General features: G+C 64.5%; 16 protein-coding genes. 6 read left to right on the top strand and 10 right to left on the bottom strand.

Going from position 1 to position 18,074, the window contains the following annotated elements; translation table 11 throughout:
* The first annotated feature begins 14 nt into the window (after positions 1–14).
* Positions 15–4,094, top strand: a complete 4,080-nt coding sequence (locus GE253_RS03175; RefSeq protein ID WP_153202640.1) for a Calx-beta domain-containing protein — start codon at positions 15–17, stop codon at positions 4,092–4,094.
* Positions 4,095–4,208: 114 nt separating this feature from the next.
* Here GE253_RS03175 and GE253_RS03170 read toward each other — a convergent pair whose 3' ends face one another.
* The 7 genes from GE253_RS03170 to GE253_RS03140 are packed head-to-tail and all read right to left on the bottom strand — an operon-like array spanning position 4,209 to position 9,616.
* Complete coding sequence (locus GE253_RS03170) at positions 4,209–4,898, bottom strand: hypothetical protein (RefSeq protein ID WP_153202639.1); 690 nt, start codon at positions 4,896–4,898, stop codon at positions 4,209–4,211.
* Positions 4,895–5,479 (bottom strand): DUF882 domain-containing protein, encoded by a 585-nt coding sequence (locus GE253_RS03165; protein WP_153202638.1) that lies wholly within the window; start codon positions 5,477–5,479, stop codon positions 4,895–4,897. Before GE253_RS03165 ends, GE253_RS03170 begins: the two co-directional genes overlap by 4 nt.
* A gap of 48 nt (positions 5,480–5,527) precedes the next feature.
* Entirely contained in the window at positions 5,528–6,190 is a 663-nt protein-coding gene (locus GE253_RS03160; protein WP_153202637.1) for a response regulator transcription factor, read from the bottom strand.
* 57 nt (positions 6,191–6,247) lie between these two features.
* Positions 6,248–7,114 carry a class I SAM-dependent methyltransferase gene (locus GE253_RS03155; RefSeq protein ID WP_153202636.1) on the bottom strand — a complete coding sequence of 289 codons (867 nt, stop codon included), beginning with the start codon at positions 7,112–7,114 and terminating at the stop codon, positions 6,248–6,250.
* The gene (locus GE253_RS03150; RefSeq protein WP_153202635.1) at positions 7,111–8,199 is read right to left on the bottom strand and encodes a glycosyltransferase family 4 protein; all 1,089 of its coding nucleotides are present in this window, start codon (positions 8,197–8,199) and stop codon (positions 7,111–7,113) included. The genes GE253_RS03155 and GE253_RS03150 overlap by 4 nt, the downstream gene beginning before the upstream one ends.
* Positions 8,196–8,609: a 6-carboxytetrahydropterin synthase gene (locus GE253_RS03145; RefSeq protein WP_153202634.1), complete on the bottom strand. Its 414-nt coding sequence runs from the start codon at positions 8,607–8,609 to the stop codon at positions 8,196–8,198. Before GE253_RS03145 ends, GE253_RS03150 begins: the two co-directional genes overlap by 4 nt.
* Positions 8,597–9,616, bottom strand: a complete 1,020-nt coding sequence (locus GE253_RS03140; RefSeq protein ID WP_153202633.1) for a zinc-binding alcohol dehydrogenase — start codon at positions 9,614–9,616, stop codon at positions 8,597–8,599. The genes GE253_RS03145 and GE253_RS03140 overlap by 13 nt, the downstream gene beginning before the upstream one ends.
* A 119-nt stretch (positions 9,617–9,735) precedes the next feature.
* Between GE253_RS03140 and GE253_RS03135 the strand changes: the two genes are divergently transcribed.
* The 5 genes from GE253_RS03135 (at position 9,736) to GE253_RS03115 (ending at position 15,127) form a co-directional block, all read left to right on the top strand.
* Entirely contained in the window at positions 9,736–10,533 is a 798-nt protein-coding gene (locus GE253_RS03135; RefSeq protein WP_173012464.1) for a CDP-alcohol phosphatidyltransferase family protein, read from the top strand.
* Positions 10,533–11,711, top strand: coding sequence for a GTP cyclohydrolase II (gene ribA, locus GE253_RS03130; protein ID WP_247878442.1), 1,179 nt, complete (start codon positions 10,533–10,535; stop codon positions 11,709–11,711). The genes GE253_RS03135 and ribA overlap by 1 nt, the downstream gene beginning before the upstream one ends.
* A 120-nt stretch (positions 11,712–11,831) precedes the next feature.
* On the top strand, positions 11,832–13,028 hold the full coding sequence (locus tag GE253_RS03125) for a hypothetical protein (RefSeq protein WP_153202631.1): 1,197 nt from the start codon (positions 11,832–11,834) through the stop codon (positions 13,026–13,028).
* Between the two features lie 122 nt (positions 13,029–13,150).
* On the top strand, positions 13,151–14,308 hold the full coding sequence (gene proB, locus GE253_RS03120; RefSeq protein WP_173012463.1) for a glutamate 5-kinase: 1,158 nt from the start codon (positions 13,151–13,153) through the stop codon (positions 14,306–14,308).
* Positions 14,309–14,359: 51 nt separating this feature from the next.
* Positions 14,360–15,127 (top strand): molybdopterin-binding protein, encoded by a 768-nt coding sequence (locus tag GE253_RS03115; protein ID WP_153202629.1) that lies wholly within the window; start codon positions 14,360–14,362, stop codon positions 15,125–15,127.
* A gap of 33 nt (positions 15,128–15,160) precedes the next feature.
* Here GE253_RS03115 and GE253_RS03110 read toward each other — a convergent pair whose 3' ends face one another.
* Genes GE253_RS03110 through cysT form a run of 3 tightly spaced genes read right to left on the bottom strand, consistent with a single transcriptional unit; the run spans position 15,161 to position 17,945 of the window.
* Positions 15,161–16,201 (bottom strand): TOBE-like domain-containing protein, encoded by a 1,041-nt coding sequence (locus GE253_RS03110; protein WP_153202628.1) that lies wholly within the window; start codon positions 16,199–16,201, stop codon positions 15,161–15,163.
* 16 nt (positions 16,202–16,217) lie between these two features.
* On the bottom strand, positions 16,218–17,090 hold the full coding sequence (gene cysW / locus GE253_RS03105) for a sulfate ABC transporter permease subunit CysW (RefSeq protein WP_153202627.1): 873 nt from the start codon (positions 17,088–17,090) through the stop codon (positions 16,218–16,220).
* Positions 17,091–17,945, bottom strand: a complete 855-nt coding sequence (cysT, locus tag GE253_RS03100; protein ID WP_348770766.1) for a sulfate ABC transporter permease subunit CysT — start codon at positions 17,943–17,945, stop codon at positions 17,091–17,093.
* Positions 17,946–18,074: the final 129 nt, after the last annotated feature.

Here is an 18,074-nt window from a genome sequence, read left to right as displayed (position 1 = left end):
CCGGCACTACAAGTTTGAGCTTGGTTTTGCGGGATGCCGCCGGTTCATATATCAACTACGCGTCGGGGACATCAGGTTTCACGCCGACAAGTTCGGGCCGGTATTATCTTGACGTCCACGGCTGGCGGACAGGAAATTACACCCTGTCAGCAAAGCAGGCAGTCAGCGATGATTACGCCGCCAACATATCAACAACCGGCAAGCTGACAGTCGGCGGCCAAACCACCGGTGTTCTTGAAACAGCAAATGATGCCGACTGGTTCGCTATCGATCTGACCGCTGGTACCGCCTACGAATTCTCAGGCGCATACGGCAACAGTAATGGCTATATTCTGTCATTTAGATTGCGCGATGCTTCTGGTGCCGATGCTGGCGTTACCTCGTCCTTGGGGGCTATGGATTTCACGCCAACCAGCTCTGGCCGCTATTATCTCGCCGTCAACGGTCCGAAAACCGGGGATTATACCCTGTCGGCAAAGCAAGCAGTTGCCGATGATTATGCGGCCAACACCTCAACGACGGGCACCCTCGCCATCGGCGGGCAGGCCAGCGGCCTCTTGGGGACGCCTAGCGATTCGGACTGGTTCGCTGTCGACTTGACCGCTGGTACGGCTTACGAATTCTCAGGTTCATTTGATGGCGGCGGCAGTACTCCCCTCTTGGGCTTGAAGGACGCTGCTGGTGTCTCTATTGCCGATACCTCGTCGTCGGGAACGACAGGTTTCACCCCCATCAGCTCGGGCCGGTATTACCTCTCCGTCTCTGGTTCGAAAACCGGGAATTACACACTGTCGGCAAAGCAGGTAGTCGCCGATGATTACGCGGCCAACATATCAACGACGGGCAAGCTGGCGATCGGAGGACAGGCCACCGGCCTTCTGGGAACGTCAAGCGATTCGGACTGGTTCGCTGTCGACTTGACCGCTGGTACGAGCTACAAATTTTCAGGTACATACAGCAGCAGTGACGGTTATTTACTTTCCTTCAGATTGAAGGATTCTTCTGGTGCCGATACTGGCGTTACCTCCTCTTTGGGAGGCATGGATTTAACGCCAACTAACTCAGGCCGGTATTATATTGCCGTCACTGCTCCGAAAACTGGAAATTACACCCTGTCGGCGACGCAGACAGTGATGGATGATTACGCCGCCAACACCTCCACAACGGGCAAGTTGACGATTGGGGGACAGGCCTCTGGCACCCTGGGAACCACAAATGATGCAGACTGGTTCGCCGTCGATCTGGCTGCCGGTAGCACCTATGAGTTCTCAGGCTCGTTTGGAGGCGGCAGCTTATCCCCAATTTTAAGTCTCTATGATGCTTCCGGTTCATCAATCAGTGGTACCGCGGGGACGGGGACGTCGGGTTACACTGCAACCAGTTCCGGGCGCTATTACCTCTCCGTCAGCGGTGCAACGACGGGAGGGTACACACTGTCGGCAAAGCAGACGGCCGTCGATGATTACGCCGCCAACACCTCCACAACGGGCAAGTTGGCGATCGGGGGACAGACCTCTGGCACCCTGGGAACCACAAATGATGCAGACTGGTTCGCCGTCGACCTGGTTGCCGGTACCACCTATGAATTCTCAGGCTCGTTCGGAGGCGGCGGCTTATCCCCGATTTTAGGTCTCTATGATGCTTCCGGTTCATCGATCACCGGCACCACAGGGACGGGGACGTCGGGTTACACAGCAGCCAGTTCCGGGCGCTATTACCTCTCCGTCAGCGGCGCAGCGACGGGAAGCTACACCCTGTCGGCAACGCAGACAGTGATGGATGATTACGCCGCCAATACCTCCACAACGGGCAAGCTGACAGCCGGCGGGCAGACCTCCGGCACCTTGGAAACGTCAAATGATGTTGACTGGTTTGCCGTTGATCTCACCGCCGGCACGACCTACGCCTTCACGGGGGCGTTTGGAAGTGGCAGCTCATCCCCGATTTTAGGTCTCTATGATGCTTCCGGTTCATCGATCACTGGCACCACAGGGACGGGGACGTCAGCTTTCACAGCAGCCAGTTCCGGGCGCTATTACCTCTCCGTCAGCGGCGCAGCGACGGGAAGCTACACGCTGTCGGCAACGCAGACAGTGAAGGATGATTACGCCGCCAATACCTCCACAACGGGCAAGCTGACAGCCGGCGGGCAGACCTCCGGCACCTTGGAAACGTCAAATGATGTTGACTGGTTTGCCGTTGATCTCACCGCCGGCACGACCTACGCCTTCACGGGGGCGTTTGGAAGCGGCAGCGTATCCCCGATTTTAGGTCTCTATGATGCTTCCGGTTCATCGATCACCGGCACCACAGGGACGGGGACGTCGGGTTACACAGCAGCCAGTTCCGGGCGCTATTACCTCTCCGTCAGCGGCGCAGCGACGGGGAGTTACACACTGTCAGCAAAGCAGACAGCCGTTGATGATTATTTAGCCAGCATATCAACGACGGGCAAGTTGACAGTAGGTGGGAAGACAACCGGTATCATCGAGGTGCAGAATGATAGTGACTGGTTTGCTGTCGATTTAACCGCCGGCTCTACCTATCAGTTCTCTGCGTCGACCAGCGGTAACCTTTCTTCTATTCAACTGCACCTTCATAACGCTCTGGGGGTACAGATTGGTGAAGCAGGGACTGCAGGTTTCGCCCCGACCACCTCGGGGCGTTATTACCTCTCTGTCGACGGGGCTAAGGGGAGCGGGCAATATAGCCTATCGGCGGAAAAGCTGATTTTTGATGATTATGCTGCCAACACATCCACCACTGGAAAATTGATCCCAGGAAATAGCATTTCTGGTGTCATAGAGACGGTAAAGGATGTCGACTGGTTTGCTGTTGATTTGACTGTGGGCACTGCCTATCAGTTTAATGCTTCGACCAATGGAAATCTGCCCTCGGTTCTTTTGAGCCTACATGACGCTTCGGGTTCATATATCAGCGATACAAAAACCGTGGGGGCAACAGGCTTCACGCCGACAAGCTCCGGTCGCTATTATCTGGCGGTTGATGGTCAAGCTGGGGAGGGCGGTTACACCATCTCCGCCACATCTGCCGTCATCAAGCTCCCCACCCTCTCCATCACCGGCACCAGCGTGCAGGAAGGCCATGCGGGGACCAAGACCCTCTCCTTCACCGTCTCCATGTCAGAGGTCAGCAGCAAGGCGGTAAGCTTCGGCTTTGCCACCCAGGGGGTGACGGCGACGGCGGGCGTGGATTTCCAGGCGGTGTCCGGCACCTATACCATCGCCGCCGGCAGCCGCAGCACAGTGATCAATGTGCTGATCAATGGCGATACCCGGGTGGAGGGGAACGAGACGCTGACCGGTATCCTCAGTCAGCCCAGCGGCGCCACAGTGGCTGTCGGTACCGCCACTGGCACTATTCTGAATGACGATGTCCAGTCCGGCTTCTCCGCTGATGCCTATCGGGCGATGAACGCCGATCTGTTCTATGCGTTCGGGGATGATGATACGGCGCTTTTGCGCCATTATCTCAGCAATGGTCGGACGGAGGGCCGCGCCACCAGCGGGTTTGATGCGGAATCCTATGCCGCCCTGAACCCAGACCTGTTCAATGCTTTCGGTTTGAACGAAATGGCGCTGACCAACCATTACCTCTATGCCGGCCGGGCGGAAGGCCGGGCGGCGGAGGGGTTCGATGCGCTGGCCTATGCCGCGTTGAATCCTGATCTTTTCGCCATTTTCGGCACCAACCGCGCGGCTTTGGTCAATCACTACATCTATGCTGGTCGTGCCGAAGGGCGCGCTGCCAGTGGCTTCGATGTTGAAGCCTATGCCGCGCTGAACCCCGATCTGGTCAACAGTTTCGGCCTGAATCCTGACGCGCTGATCAACCATTATGTGAATTACGGTCGGGGGGAGGGACGTGCCACCAGTGGGTTCGATGTGGAAGCCTATGCTGTGCTGAACCCTGATCTGTTCGACATCTTCGGCCTGAACCACGCCGCCTTGATCAATCACTATATCTATGCCGGCCGTGCCGAGGGGCGTCCCGCCTCTCAACCGCCCAGCGGACTGACTATGCTGGGTATGGTGGAGGAAGCATCCGTCAGCGGCTACGATTTCGCGGGCTGATACTCCGTGGCCTTGATCAGAATCTATAGGTTCTGATCAAGGCCACCATCACGATGCGTGATCCCTGTCGCTGCTCCGCTTCGGGGCCGGTGCCACGCACCATGAGCAGGGAAATCAAGGCAGTGTCAGCGGCGTATGGGGCGACAGTTCCAGCCGCCGCTCCGCCCGGCAGCTGCCGCCGGACAGCTGCCGGTTCAGCACGGCATTGATGGCGCGCAGGATCTGGGCCCGGTCGATGATGCGCAGCAGCCCGTCGGCGCTGAAACGCAGGTTGAATTCCGGCCCCGCCTTGCGCAACAGGGCTGCCGGGTCGGGGCCGGTACATTCCATCAGCACCAGGGTTGGCGCGTCTGTTCCTTGCCGCACCAGGGCAAGGGGCAGATAGGCATAGCGTTCCGCATCCTCATCCTTCAGGGCGGCGGGCAGGCGGGTGCGGCTGTCCAACCGCCGCAAGCCTTCCCCCGTCAGGCGCACCTGCGCCAGATAAAGTGCCCGCGCCTCACCCCCCGGCACGGACAGGCGCGACAGGTCGGCATCGGCGATGCGGGCGAAGGCGACGGAGCCAACGCGGCCCCCGGCACCTGAGACGACGTAGCGGGTGCCCACCCGCATCGTCTCTTCCCGCACCGTCAGCGTATCACCCAACCCACTGGGCATATCGCGGGAGAAGACGCCGTGGGGCAGCGCCTCGCCCGTGGGCAGCAACGGCGTGGCGCTCTGCCCCAGTAGACAGCCACCCAGCGGCAGGCAGGCGACCAGGGTCGCCAGGGTACGGGCCAACCCCTGCCGGATCATTCGCCTCATCGTGTCCGCCAGGTGCGGTTGGGGCCGGTATCGATATGGGTATGGCCGGTGGAAGGATAATAGGCGGAACCGCCGCGCTGCATGGTCTTGGCGATTTCGCCCAAGGCCGGGCCGGGCAGCAGCGGCACGCGAAAATCCATGGCCTTTCCCTGCAGGTGATAGCTTTCGCGCGCCGCGTTGCCATTCACCTTCACCAGATCGGCATTGGTGCCGGCGGAACGGAACCCGTCCGTCACCTCCACCACCGTGGTGGGCGGCAGGCCGGTGCGCATCAGCAGGTCGAACAGGAAATCCATCAGCAGCGGGTCGATGGGCCGTTCCTCCCCGGTGCGCCGGTCACGCAGCAGATGGTTGATCTTGGCCATGGCGTCCCGATCATAGTCGCCATTATGGAAATAGATCACGTCCACCATCTCCCTCGACCGCGGATAGGTCAACACCACACGCCGCACATCGGGCAGCGGCGGCAGCTCCATTTCCGGTTCCGGCGGCGGTTGCGGCGGCCGGCTGGCGCAGCCGGCCAGGGCCAAAGCGGCGGCGGTCAGCAGAAGGAACAACAGGCGGCGGCAGGAAAAGGGCAAGGGCGGGCTCCGGCGACGACGGAAAAAGGCAGGGGGAGGGAGGGTAGATCAGGGGGCGAGACGATAGCCGCCCCCTTCGGTCAGCAACAGGGCAGGGGCGGCGGCATCCGCCTCCATCTTGCGGCGCAAGCGGTAAATATGGGTTTCAAGCGTGTGGGTGCTGATCCCCTGCCGATAGCCCCAGACCTGTTCCAGCAGGGTTTCGCGCGCGACCACCGCCCCCGCCGCATCATGCAGCAGGCGCAGCAGGGCGGCTTCCTTGTCCGTCAGCCGGACCTTGTGCCCCTCATCGGGCCGGACCAGCAGCTTCTCATCGACATGGAACTGATAGGGGCCCAGTGGCAGCGGCGGTGGGCGGGTTGTCTCTGCCGGCGGGCGCAGCAGCGCCTCCAGCCGGCCCAGCAAGGCGCCCAGGCGGAAGGGCTTGGCGATATGGTCATTGGCGGCGGCTACCGTCTTGCCGCCCAGCAGGATGATGGGGCAGGTGATGCCCTGGCCCCGCCAGCGGGGGCACAGGCTGGCCCCGTCGCCATCCGGCAGGGTGCCGGCCAGCAGGATGGCGGTGAAGGGGCCTTGCGCCGTCAGGGCTGCCGTTGCTTCAGCGGCGGACCCCGCCTCCACCACCCGCATGTCGCGCAGCAGCAACTGTTCCGCGACGGACTGGCGCAGCGGCAGGTCGTCATCGACCAGAAGGATCAGCGGACCGGTCATGCGTTGGGGCGGGCAGGGGGAACCGGTACGATTGATAGCATGGATGCGGGCGACGTTTCAGCGCCGCGCGAAAATATCCATATGCCCCACGCTCAGCCCCGATATGCCATCACGGGCCATTGCCTGCCGGCGCTGCTGCCAATCGGCGATGCGGGTGGCGGCGGTGGGTTCCATCTCCGTGGCGGCCTTGGCGTGGAAATCCAGCAGGGCCAGATGGGCGGCCAGCCGCTTTTCCCCGATGGCCCAGTCCGACCTTCCCTGCTCCACCTTATAGCCGACACGGGCCAGCGCCTTGGCCAGGGCGGCGGGAGCCGCTGTCCCCAGGGCAGGGCCGAAACCCTTGTTGCGGCCCATATGGGCGTGAAACCGCTCCAGCACGAATCCATCATCCGGGTCGGGCGTGGAAAAATCGACACGCCCATCCACCATCAGCGTGAACAGCAGCGGCGGGAAGCCCGCCGCCGCCAGCTCATCGGCAAAACTCTCCACCCATTGGGCGGAGACCAGATCGAACAGGGCATTGGCGGTGATGCCGTCATACTGGTTCAGCCCCAGATCGGTCAGGTTGCGGGCGATGTCGAAGCTGCGCATCTCCACCCGGATGGCCATGTCTTCGCAACTGATATGATAGGCGCGGCGTTGCTCCTTAAGGGTCCAGCCATTGCGCTCTGCCCAATGCTGCATTTCCCCCGGCGCCTTGGCCAGTAGCTTGCGGTCCTTTTCGATCAGGGTCCAATCCTGCTGGGCCCGGCCCAGTTTCAGGGCCAACTGGCGGACATTATTGCCGGTGCCGGCCCCCAGATCGATCAGCATCGGTTCGGCCGGCAGCACCCGGCCGAAGCTCCAGGCAAAGGTGGCGACGCGCGCGGCCCCGTCCAGTGGATCGCGCAGGCGCAGCCAGTCGGCATCAAATTCGTTGCTCATGCAATCTGCTCGATCTCCGGGTTGCTGGCCAGGCTTTGGGCCAGGGCAGTCCGGATGATGCTGACCGTATCGTCCCAGTTTGGCAAGCCGGCACCGGCGGCCTTTGCCGCGTTCGCCGCCTGTGTCCGTGCATTGCGGTCGGCGATCAGCGGTCCCAGCGCGCGGGCCAGCGCCTCGGCATCGCCCGGCGGCACCAGACCGCCCGCTGCCGGCGGTACAAATTCCGCCAGCGCGCCCACCTGGCTGACCACTGTCGGCAGGCCCCGGGCCAGCGCATCGGCCGCCACCATGCCGTAGCCTTCATGGAAGGTGGGCAGCACGAAGATGTCAGCCCCGCGCCATTGTGCCTCCAGCGCCTCGGCGGCCAGTTCGCCCGCCAGTTCCACCCGGTCGGCGATGCCGCGTTCGGTCATGGCCTCCCGCAGGGCCACTTCATGGCCGGGATGCCGCTCTGCCCCCACCAGCACCAGCCGCCAGGGCAGATGGCGCAGCCGGGACAAAGCCTCCACCAGCACCAGATGGCCCTTGCGCGGGGTCAGGCTGGCCACACAGAGCAGAACGGGGGGTTCCCCGCCGCTGCCGGTGCTGGGGCTGGCGGGGTCGGTGCCCGGATTGGCGATGGTGATGCGCTTTTCCGGCACATTCAGGGCCATCACATCGGCTGCCGTGGTCCGGCTGGGCACGATGACACGGCGGACATAGGCCAGCGTGTCACGCTCCAGCCGGCGCAACAGGTCCGCCTCCTCCACATCCAGCCCGGCTTCCAGATGCAGCGGGTGATGCACCAGGGCGGTCATGCGCAGGCGATAGCGGTCCACCCACAGGGCATGGGCGGCCACGGGCAGGGCCAGCCCATCCACCAGCACCACCGACCCGTCGGGGATCATGCTCATCATCTCGTCGGCGGTGCGGCGCGACGGCTCATCCACAAACGGGTGCGGCCCCGGCAATTCATGCACCCGCACCTCCTCCCCGCGCGCGGTCAGCCCGTCGCGGATACGGCGCAGGAAACCATAGCCGCCGGTCAGCTGGTTGATGGCGCCGGGAGAGATGATATGGACGGGAACAGCAATACGCCGATTCATGCGACTTCTCCCGCGACCGACGCCTCAAAGGCGGCCCAGGCCGTATGTGATTCATGCAGGCTGATTTTCAGGCTGGCCAGCTGTTGGCCATCCGGCCCCAGCGCGCCGGCGCGGATAGCGTCTGACAGGCGGCGATGGATATGCCCGGCCAGGAATTCAGTGGTGGTGTTGCGGCCGGTCAGTTCCGGCACCTCATCCAGATTACGGTAATTCAGCGGGGCCAGCACCCGCTTCAGCAGGTCTGCTGCCTGCCCGATATCCACCACCAGCCCGTCCTCGGACAGCGTGGGGCGGCGGAATTCGGCATCAACAACAAAGGTGGCGCCGTGCAACTGCTGCGCCGGGCCGAAAATAGCCCCCTTGAAACTGTGGGCGATCATGATGTGATCGCGGACGGTCAGGGAATACATGCGGCTTCCTGTAAATCCACGGGTGGATAATGTACGACTGGGCAACCGGCTGGCATCCCCCGACCATCGGCCAGTGCCGCCATGGCGGCCGGCAGTTCGGCAAAGGGAATTTCCGTTTCCAGAAGCCTGTCCAGCGCCGGATCGTCAAGCAGTTGCAGCGCCTTGTCCAGTCTTCGCGCGAAATTCCAGCGGGGACGCTGGTTATTGGCAACCATACCGACCTGGGAGGAAATAATACGCAATCTGGACGGGTGAAAATGCCCACCCAGCGCAATGGCTACCGGCCGGTCACCATACCAGGAGGCTTCCACCAGCGTGGCCTCCGTCCCGGCCAGGGCGATGGCGGTGGAAAGCCCCTCGCCGCTGGCGCTGCAATGGATCACCAGATCGCAGCTTCTTGCCAGCGCGCCGCATTCGGCGGCCAGGGCGAATCCAGCCCCCAGATGCCGGGCCAGATCGGCGCGGGCGGGATCAATATCCACCAGGGTCAGTTCCACCCCCGGCAGCCTTGCCGCCAGCCGCGCCACCAGACAGCCGACCAGCCCGGCCCCGACAATGGCAATGCGCTGGCCGGGGCCGGCGCCGCCATCCCACAGGATGTTCAGCGCCGTTTCCATATTGGCGGCCAGCACGGCGCGGCGGTCGGGCACCGCATCGGGGATCAGCCGGCAGGCGGCTTCATCGATCAGGCAGAGATCCTGATGGGGGTGAAGCGCGAAGACCCGCCGGCCGATCAGCGCCTCCGGCCCTGCCTCCACCTGCCCCACCAGGGCATAGCCATATTTCACCGGGCCGGGAAAGCCGCCTTCCTGCATCGGGCAGGCCATACTGTCGGCCAGGTCCAGGGGCACGCCGCCACGGAAAACCAAGCTTTCAGTCCCCCGGCTGATGCCGCTGTACAGCGTGCGCACCAGCAGCTGATCGGGGTTGCGGGGCGGCAGTTCCTGGCGGCAGATGGCGCCACGGCCGGGCGACAGCACCCAGAAGGCTTGGGCGGTAAGGGGCATGATCGCTTGCACACTCCCTGTATCGGGGAAAGGGCCGGTGGCCCAAGCCATAACATGGATCGGTGATGTTCCGATGGGAAACCCCTTGTCAAATCGCCCAAACCGCCAACTTTTCCTGCATGACCTTGACCAGCCCCGGCCTGTTGCACGGCCCTGCCGACCTTTCGCCTGATTGTGCCGCCCGGTTGCCGGGGCTGCGGCTGCAACTGGCTTTGCATCTACTGCTGGCTTGGCCGCTGGTGGCGCTGGGCGGGGCGGTGCTGGCCCGCTGGCTGGGCCTGCCCGGCTGGTATGCCGCCAGCGCCGCCTTGTGCTTCCTGCTGGTGGCCGGCCTCTCCTGGCTGGATCTGCGCCAGCACACCATCCATCAACGCTGGGGGGCGGCCAACCGCGTCACCCTGTTGCGCGGTGGCTTGATCGCCCTGGTCGGTGGGGCGCTGCCGCTGGCCCCGGTTTTGGACAGGGACCAGTCCTGGGCCGTGGCGGTGATCGCCATCATCGCCCTGCTGCTGGATGGGGTGGATGGTTGGGTGGCGCGCCGGCGGGGGCTGGCCAGCCCCTATGGCGCGCGGTTCGACATGGAACTGGATGCGCTGCTGATCCTGCTGCTCTGTCTGCTGCTGTGCCTGTCGGGGGAGGTGGGGGCCTGGGTGCTGGGTCTGGGTCTGCTGCGGCCGGGCTTCATCCTGGCGGGCAAGCTGTGGCCCCGGCTGGCGGCCCCCCTGCCGCCGAGCCAGCGGCGGCGGGTCATCTGTGTGGTGCAGGTGGTGACCCTGGCAGCCGCCGCCACGCCATGGATCGAAAGTCCGCTGACCAGCGTTGCCACCGGTGCAGCCTTTGCCCTTTTGCTTTTCTCCTTCGCGGCCGATACGGTTTGGTTGATACACCACGGCTGCCGCGCCGATGGATTTGAATAATGGATCGCATGGTTCTGGAACTCGCCCCCGAAGACATCACCCAGTCGCCTGATCGCATTGCGCAGCGGCGGGTGGATCGCGCCCTGTCCGATCTGCGGCGGGGGGAACCGGTGCTGGTGCTGGGGGGCGGCAGCGCCCCCGGTCTGTTGGTGATGGCGGCGGAGGCGGTGAGCACCGATGCGCTGAACCGGCTGGCGGCAATGGCCGGCGGCGCGCCGGCCCTGCTGGTCAGTGGTCAGCGCGGCCGGGCGCTGGGGCTGGATGTGGCGGTTGACCGGCCGGTGCTGCTGGCCCCACCGGCCGGGCTGACGGCCGATCTGGCCCGCGATCTGGCCGACCCCACCCGCCCGCGCCCGCGCTGGCCCGCCCCGGCCGATCTGGCCCAACGCGCCGCCGTGCGCAGCCTGGACAGCGCCGATGGGGCAGAGGCGGCGGCCATCATGCTGGCCAAGCTGGCCCGGCTGCTGCCGGCCACGGTGGTGGCCCCCTTGCCTTCCGGCCGCAGCGGCGATGCCGGGGCCTTTGCCCGCCGGCATGACCTGCTGTCGGCCGAGGCGGCGGATATCCTGGATTATCAGCGCCGGTCCGCCCGGTCGCTGACGCGGGTGGCCGATGCCGCCGTGCCGCTGGAAGATGCGGAACGCACGCGGCTGGTGGCTTTCCGGCCCAGCGATGGCGGGCCGGAACATCTGGCCATCATCATCGGCGATCCGACGTCGGGCCAGCCGGTGCTGGCGCGGCTGCATTCGGAATGTTTTACCGGCGATCTGCTGGGCTCCCTGCGCTGCGATTGCGGCCCACAACTGCGCGGCGCCATCCGGGAAGTCTCGCAGGCCGGCAGCGGCATCGTGCTTTATCTGGCCCAGGAAGGGCGCGGCATCGGCCTGATGAACAAGCTGCGGGCCTATCGCCTGCAGGATGGCGGGCTGGATACGGTGGATGCCAATACGGTGCTGGGCTTCGATGCCGATGAACGGGTCTATCTGCCCGCCGCCAGCATGTTGAAACAGTTGGGCTTCACCCAGGTGCGGCTGATGACCAACAACCCGGACAAGATCGCCCAGCTGACCCGCTGGGGCGTGGAAGTGACGGAACGCGTACCGCATATCTTCCCCAGCAATGGCCATAACGAGGCCTATCTGAAGACCAAGGCGGAAAAATCCGGCCATCTGTTCTGATGAAGCTGCCCGGCAAAAACCGCCGGGCAGCAGAAGCTTCCCCGCCAAACCATTGATTCCATTACGGCGCCTTTTGGCACGGTCCCTGCATTGTTGTGGGTGAAACCAAGGGGGACGCCCATGCCGCCGAGCAGCATCCATATGGATCATATCCGCACCACGCAACAGGCGATGCGTGCGGAGCAGGCCGGCACCCCCTCACCGCAAAAGGCGGACAGCAAGGAAGAGGGCATGTCGTTCTGGGATGTGCTGGATGTGGTGAACCCGCTGCAGCATATCCCCATCGTCAACAAGATCTATCAGGCCGTCACCGGCGACACCATCAAGACCCCGGCTAAACTGGCCGGCAGTGCCCTGTTCTTCGGCCCGATCGGGCTGGCCGCCGCCGCCGCTGATGCGGTGGTGGAGAAGGAGACGGGCAAGGATATGGCGGATAATGTCACCGGCTGGCTAGGCATCGGCGGCAAGGGGGGCGAAAGCGCCCCCGCTTCCCCCGCCGGGGAGGATGATCCGCTGACCGTAACCGCACCGCGCCCGCAAAAGGCGGCCGCTGCCGGGGACATGCCGCAAAAGGTGGCGGCCCTGCCGGTGCAGGAACTGACGGACGGGCAGGCCGCCGCGCTGGAACGGCTGATGGCTGCCAGCCAGGGCACCTCCGCCCCCGCTGTCAACAAGCCCGCGCCGGCCCAGGCGTTGGGTGGCATCGGCAATGCTCAGCAATTGAAGGATTTGCAGAGCCTGCCGGGCGCTTCCGCCGCCGCCATGGCCGCATCCGGTCTGGGGGCGTCGGCCGCCGTGGCCAGCCTGCCGACACCGGGGGCGGGCGTGGGCAGCAATGCCGTGGCCGCCCTGGCGCAGCAGGATCAGCAGCCGGCCGCCGTCAGCAGCGGTAGCGCTGGCCACCACAAGAATGGCCCGGCCCAGGGCATGACCCTGGCCGATTACCGCGCCAATGCCGTGCAGACGGGCAGCATGGGGGTGAAGCCGCTGATCCCCTCCACCGCTGTGCAGTTGGCGCAGCAGCATGGCGGGATGCCCAGCACCCATGCGGCCATGACCACCCAGTCGCCGGTCACGACCAGCAACCCGGCACCGGCCGCGCCGATAGAGGTACCGGCCGCGCCGGCAGAGGCTCCGGTCACCGCCGATCAGGCCGCTGCCGCCGCCGCACCGCCATCACGCGAACGGCTTGCGGAACTGATGTTGATGGGCATCACCAAGTATCAGCAGCAGCAACAGCAGCAGGCCCATGCGGCGGGCGTTGCCGCCGCCAACAGCAATGGCACCCCGGCGGCACGCAAGGCCGGCAACGAGTGATCCTGGCTATTCGCGTTTTGCTCCCGTCGGCCGGCCCCGCCATCGCGGCATGGCGGCAATATTGCTTCGTGCATTGACCATCCAGCTTTCCGAAAAGCATAAGGCAGGGGTGTTTTGCCAGGATGGATGCCATGAGTGATGTGGGTGCGGTTGCGCAGGATTTGGGTTCGGCCCGGCGGCTGATCATCAAGATCGGGTCGGCCCTGATGGTCGACGCCGCCACCCATCGCATCCGCCATGAATGGCTGGATTCGGTGGCCGATGATGTGGCCGCCCTGCGCGCACAAGGGGTGGAGGTGGTGATCGTCACCTCTGGTGCTGTTGCCTGTGGGCGCGAACATCTGGGGCTGGTGGGCCGCGTGCTGCGCTTGGAAGAAAAACAGGCCGCTGCCGCCACCGGGCAGATCCGGCTGGCCCATGCCTATCAGGAAACCCTGGCCCGCCATGGCATTACCGTCGCCCAGGTGTTGTTGACCCTGGATGATACGGAGGATCGCCGCCGCCACCTGAATGGCCGTGCCACCATTGAAACCCTGCTGAAGCTGGGGGCCGTGCCGGTGATCAATGAGAATGACACGGTGGCGACGGCGGAAATCCGTTTTGGCGACAATGACCGGCTGGCGGCCCGCGTGGCGCAGATGATCAGCGCCGATACGCTGGTGCTGCTGTCGGATATTGACGGGCTTTACACCGCCGATCCGCGCAAAGACCCGGAGGCCCGGCATATTCCCCTGGTGCGGGAGATCACGCCGGAAATCGTCGGCATGGCGGGCGAACCGCCGCCGGGCTACAGCAGCGGCGGCATGGTGACCAAGATCGTCGCCGGGCGAATCGCGCTCTCCGCCGGTTGCCGCATGGCCATTGCCATGGGCAAACGGACGAACCCTTTGGCCGCCTTATTGAAGCCGGTGGCGCAGGGCGGGGCCTTGGCGACCTGGTTCGTGCCGGGGGCGGAGCCGCGCACCGCCCGCAAGCGCTGGATCGCCGGATCGCTGAAGCCGCTGGGCACGCTGACCGTTGATGACGGGGCCGTCGGCGCGCTGCTGAAGGGTGGTTCGCTGCTGCCCGCCGGGGTACGCGGGGTGACGGGGGATTTCGAACGCGGCGATCTGGTGCTGGTGCAGGGGCCGGACGGGCGCACCGTCGGGCGCGGGCTCTGCGCCTATGGCGCCGACGATGCCCGCGCCATTGCCGGACGCCGCAGTGCGGAGATTGAAACGGTGCTGGGCTATCGCGGGCGGGATGAGATCATCCACCGTGACGATCTGGTGCTGGGATAAGCGGGCGAACCCCCTATAATCACAACCATCATCCCCCGAACCGGACCGATCATGACGGACAATGCCCCCACAGCCGCCCTGCTGATTATCGGCAATGAAATCCTGTCCGGCCGCACCCAGGATGCGAATCTTTCCTTCATCGCCAAATATCTGGGCGATCTGGGCATCCGGTTCCGGGAGGCCCGCGTGGTACCGGATGTGGAGGCGGAGATTGTGGCCGCCATCAACGCGCTGCGCGCCCGCTACACCTATGTTTTCACCACCGGTGGCATCGGGCCGACGCATGATGACATCACCGCCGAATGCATTGCCAAGGCGTTCGGCGTGCCGCTGCTGCGCCACCCGGAGGCGGTGCGCCGGCTGGAGGCGCATTATGCCGGCACCGGCCTGCTGAACGAGGCGCGGTTGCGCATGGCCAATGTGCCGGAAGGCGGCATCCTGATCGACAACCCGGTCAGCACGGCACCGGGTTTTCAGATCGGCAATGTCTTCGTGATGGCCGGCGTGCCCAAGATCATGCAGGCCATGCTGACCGGCCTGCGCGACCGGCTGGTCGGCGGGCCGGTGGTGCGCACCAAATCGGTGATCAGCGCCATTCCGGAGGGCAGTTTTGCCGACGCGCTGCGGGCCTTGCAGGAACAGGTGGGAGCGGGGGTGGATATCGGCTCCTACCCCAGCTTCGGCGGGGGCAAGATTTCCACTGCCCTGGTGCTGCGCGCCACCGATATCGATCTGCTGGCCCGCACCGCCGAGCAGGTGGCGGTCATGCTGCGGAGTCTGGGCGGGGAGCCGGTGATTGTTGATGGGTATGGGGAATAAGGGGCGTCTGCCGCCCCTTACCCTCTCCCGCCCTCACCCCGCATAGACATTTGCCTGCCGCAACCGCAGGCCCACCACTTGGCCCGGAGCCGGGGCCGCCAGATTGGTGTCGCGGTCCAGTACCGCTTCCACCACCTGGCCGTTGAAATCCAGGTCCAGCCGCAGTTGCGGACCCACCGGCTGTACCAGCCGGACCCGGGCGTGCAGGATATCCGGGCCAGCATCGGCCAGTTCGATATCATGGGCGCGGATATAGGCGATGGCCTTGCCGCCGGCGGGGGCCGCGTTGACGATGGGCACGCGGGCGTTGCCGATCAGGGCGGCCCCGCCCTCCACCTGGCAATCCAGCCGCGTGCCGCCGCCCAGAAAGTCGCAGACAAAGGCCGATGCCGGGCGGTCATAGACCTCTGCCGGGGTGCCCACCTGTTCAATGCGGCCCTTGTTCAGGATGGCCACACGGTCGGCCAGTTCCAGTGCTTCCTCCTGATCATGGGTGACGAAAACCGTGGTCACCCCCATGCCCTTATGGATATCGCGCAGCCAGCGGCGCAATTCCTTGCGCACCTTGGCATCCAGCGCGCCGAACGGTTCATCCAGCAGCAGCACGCGTGGCTCCGTGGCCAGGGCGCGGGCCAGCGCCACGCGCTGGCGCTGGCCGCCGGATAGCTGGTTGGGATAGCGCCCGGCCAGCGGGGCCAGTTGCACCAGTTCCAGCAGGTCCGTCACCTTCTGCTTGATGGCGGCTTCCGTCAGCTTGGGCTTGCGCCGGGCCACCCGCAGGCCGAAGGCCACATTCTCGAACACGGTCATGTGGCGGAACAAGGCGTAATGCTGGAAGACGAAGCCAACGCGCCGCGCGTGCGGTGCTGTTACCGTGGCTTCCTCGCCTTCGATCAGCAGGGTGCCTTCATCGGCAAAATCCAGCCCGCCGATCATGCGCAACAAGGTGGTCTTGCCTGATCCGCTGGGGCCCAGCAGGGCCATCAGTTCCCCATTGCCGATTTCCAGATCGATGCCGTCCACGGCGGCGAAACCACCGAAACGCTTGGTCAGGCTCTTGATTGAAATGCTCATGATGGTGCGTTTCCGGTCAATGGCGGCGGGTGGTGGCGGCCAGTTCGGCGCCATGGCGCCATTCCAGCAGCGACTTGGCGAGCAAGGTCACCAGCGCCAGGATGGCCAGCATCGAGGCCACGGCAAAGGCGGCCACGAAATTATACTCGTTATAGAGAATCTCCACATGCAGGGGCATGGTGTTGGTCTCCCCCCTGATATGGCCGGAAACCACGCTGACGGCCCCAAATTCCCCCATGGCGCGGGCATTACACAGCAACACGCCGTACAGCAGGCCCCAGCGGATATTGGGCAGGGTAACGCGGCGGAATGTCTGCCAGCCCGATGCCCCCAGGGTGATGGCCGCCTCTTCCTCGTCGCTGCCCTGGGCCTGCATCAGCGGGATCAGTTCACGCGCCACGAAAGGGAAGGTAACGAACATGGTGGCCAGCACCAGCCCCGGCACGGCAAAGACGATCTGGATGCCATGGTCGCGCAGCCAGGGGCCGACCAGCCCGTGCGCGCCGAACAGCAGCACATAGACCAGGCCGGAAATCACCGGGCTGACGGAAAAGGGCAGGTCGATCAGGGTCAGCAGCAGCGATTTGCCGGGGAACTTATGTTTGGTGATGGCCCAGGCAGCGGCAATGCCGAATACCATATTGGCCGGCACGGCAATGATGGCCACCAGCAAGGTCAGCTTGATGGCGGCAAAGGCATCGGGCTCCACCAGCGCTTCCCAATAGGTGGAAAGGCCACGGCGCAGCGCCTCGGTAAACACGCCGGCCAGCGGCAGCAGGATGAAGAAGCCCAGGAAGCCCAATGCTGCCAGCATCACCAGCGCCTTCACCCATAAGGGTTCGGCCAGGGCGGGGCGGCCCGCCCGATTCTGTGTCACAGCACCACTCATTTATATCCCCGCCCAGCGACGGCTCCAGCGCTGGAGCAGGTTGATCACAAGCAGCATGATGAAGGAAATCAACAGCATGGCCACGCCGATGGCGGCAGCACCGGCATAATCAAACTGTTCCAGCTTGATGACGATCAGCAGGGGCGTGATTTCCGACACCATCGGCATATTGCCGGCGATGAAAATGACCGAGCCATATTCCCCCACGGCCCGCGCGAGCGCCATGGCAAAGCCGGTCATCAAGGCCGGCAGGATCACGGGGAAAATGACGCGGATGAAGGTTTCCAGCCGGGTGGCGCCGAGGCAGGCCGCCGCCTCCTCCAACTCCGTATCCAGTTCCTCCAGCACCGGCTGCACCGTGCGCACCACGAAGGGCAGGCCGATGAAGGTCAGCGCCACCACAATGCCCAGCGGCGTGAAGGCGACCTTGATGCCCAGCGGGTCCAGATATTGGCCGATCCAGCCATTGGGGGCATAAAGGGAAGTCAGCGCGATGCCGGCCACGGCGGTGGGCAGGGCGAAGGGCAGGTCGACAATGGCATCCACCACCTTCTTGCCGGGAAATTCATAGCGCACCAGCATCCAGGCCACAGCCAGGCCGAATACGGCATTGATGGCGGCGGCGAAGAAGGCGGTGGTGAAGCTGAGCTTCAGCGCCGCCAGCACGCGCGGCTGTGTCACCGCCGCGACGAAGCCGGAAAAGCCCAGATCCGTCGGCCGCAGGGCCAATGCTGCCAGCGGGATCAGCACGATGATGGTAAGATAGAAAAGGGTGATCCCCAGCGTCAGCCCGAAACCGGGAATGATCGACCGGTCCCGCCTGGGGAAGACGGAGAAGAAGGAACGTCCCGTCACTGGCCAAACCTTTCAAACGTCACGCTGGCACTTCCCTGTTCACTGGGCCCAACTTTGTGGCTTTCGGCCCTGGTTGTAAAGGCGACACAGAAACGCCCGTCCCCGGTTGTCGGCCGGGGATGGGTTATC

Origin of the sequence: Niveispirillum sp. SYP-B3756 (assembly GCF_009495745.1) — a bacterium.
Taxonomy (GTDB): Bacteria; Pseudomonadota; Alphaproteobacteria; order Azospirillales; family Azospirillaceae; genus Niveispirillum.
This window is presented reverse-complemented; position numbering and strand designations above follow the sequence as displayed.

Coding starts and splice junctions, on each gene's coding strand:
- GE253_RS03145 (WP_153202634.1), bottom strand. CDS start 8,609: ATGTATTCCCTGACCGTCCGCGATCACATCATGATCGCCCACAGTTTC.
- GE253_RS03135 (WP_173012464.1), top strand. CDS start 9,736: ATGACCTTGACCAGCCCCGGCCTGTTGCACGGCCCTGCCGACCTTTCG.
- GE253_RS03155 (WP_153202636.1), bottom strand. CDS start 7,114: ATGAGCAACGAATTTGATGCCGACTGGCTGCGCCTGCGCGATCCACTG.
- GE253_RS03140 (WP_153202633.1), bottom strand. CDS start 9,616: ATGCCCCTTACCGCCCAAGCCTTCTGGGTGCTGTCGCCCGGCCGTGGC.
- ribA (WP_247878442.1), top strand. CDS start 10,533: ATGGATCGCATGGTTCTGGAACTCGCCCCCGAAGACATCACCCAGTCG.
- GE253_RS03160 (WP_153202637.1), bottom strand. CDS start 6,190: ATGACCGGTCCGCTGATCCTTCTGGTCGATGACGACCTGCCGCTGCGC.
- proB (WP_173012463.1), top strand. CDS start 13,151: ATGGATGCCATGAGTGATGTGGGTGCGGTTGCGCAGGATTTGGGTTCG.
- GE253_RS03110 (WP_153202628.1), bottom strand. CDS start 16,201: ATGAGCATTTCAATCAAGAGCCTGACCAAGCGTTTCGGTGGTTTCGCC.
- GE253_RS03170 (WP_153202639.1), bottom strand. CDS start 4,898: ATGAGGCGAATGATCCGGCAGGGGTTGGCCCGTACCCTGGCGACCCTG.
- cysW (WP_153202627.1), bottom strand. CDS start 17,090: ATGAGTGGTGCTGTGACACAGAATCGGGCGGGCCGCCCCGCCCTGGCC.
- GE253_RS03125 (WP_153202631.1), top strand. CDS start 11,832: ATGCCGCCGAGCAGCATCCATATGGATCATATCCGCACCACGCAACAG.
- GE253_RS03115 (WP_153202629.1), top strand. CDS start 14,360: ATGACGGACAATGCCCCCACAGCCGCCCTGCTGATTATCGGCAATGAA.
- GE253_RS03150 (WP_153202635.1), bottom strand. CDS start 8,199: ATGAATCGGCGTATTGCTGTTCCCGTCCATATCATCTCTCCCGGCGCC.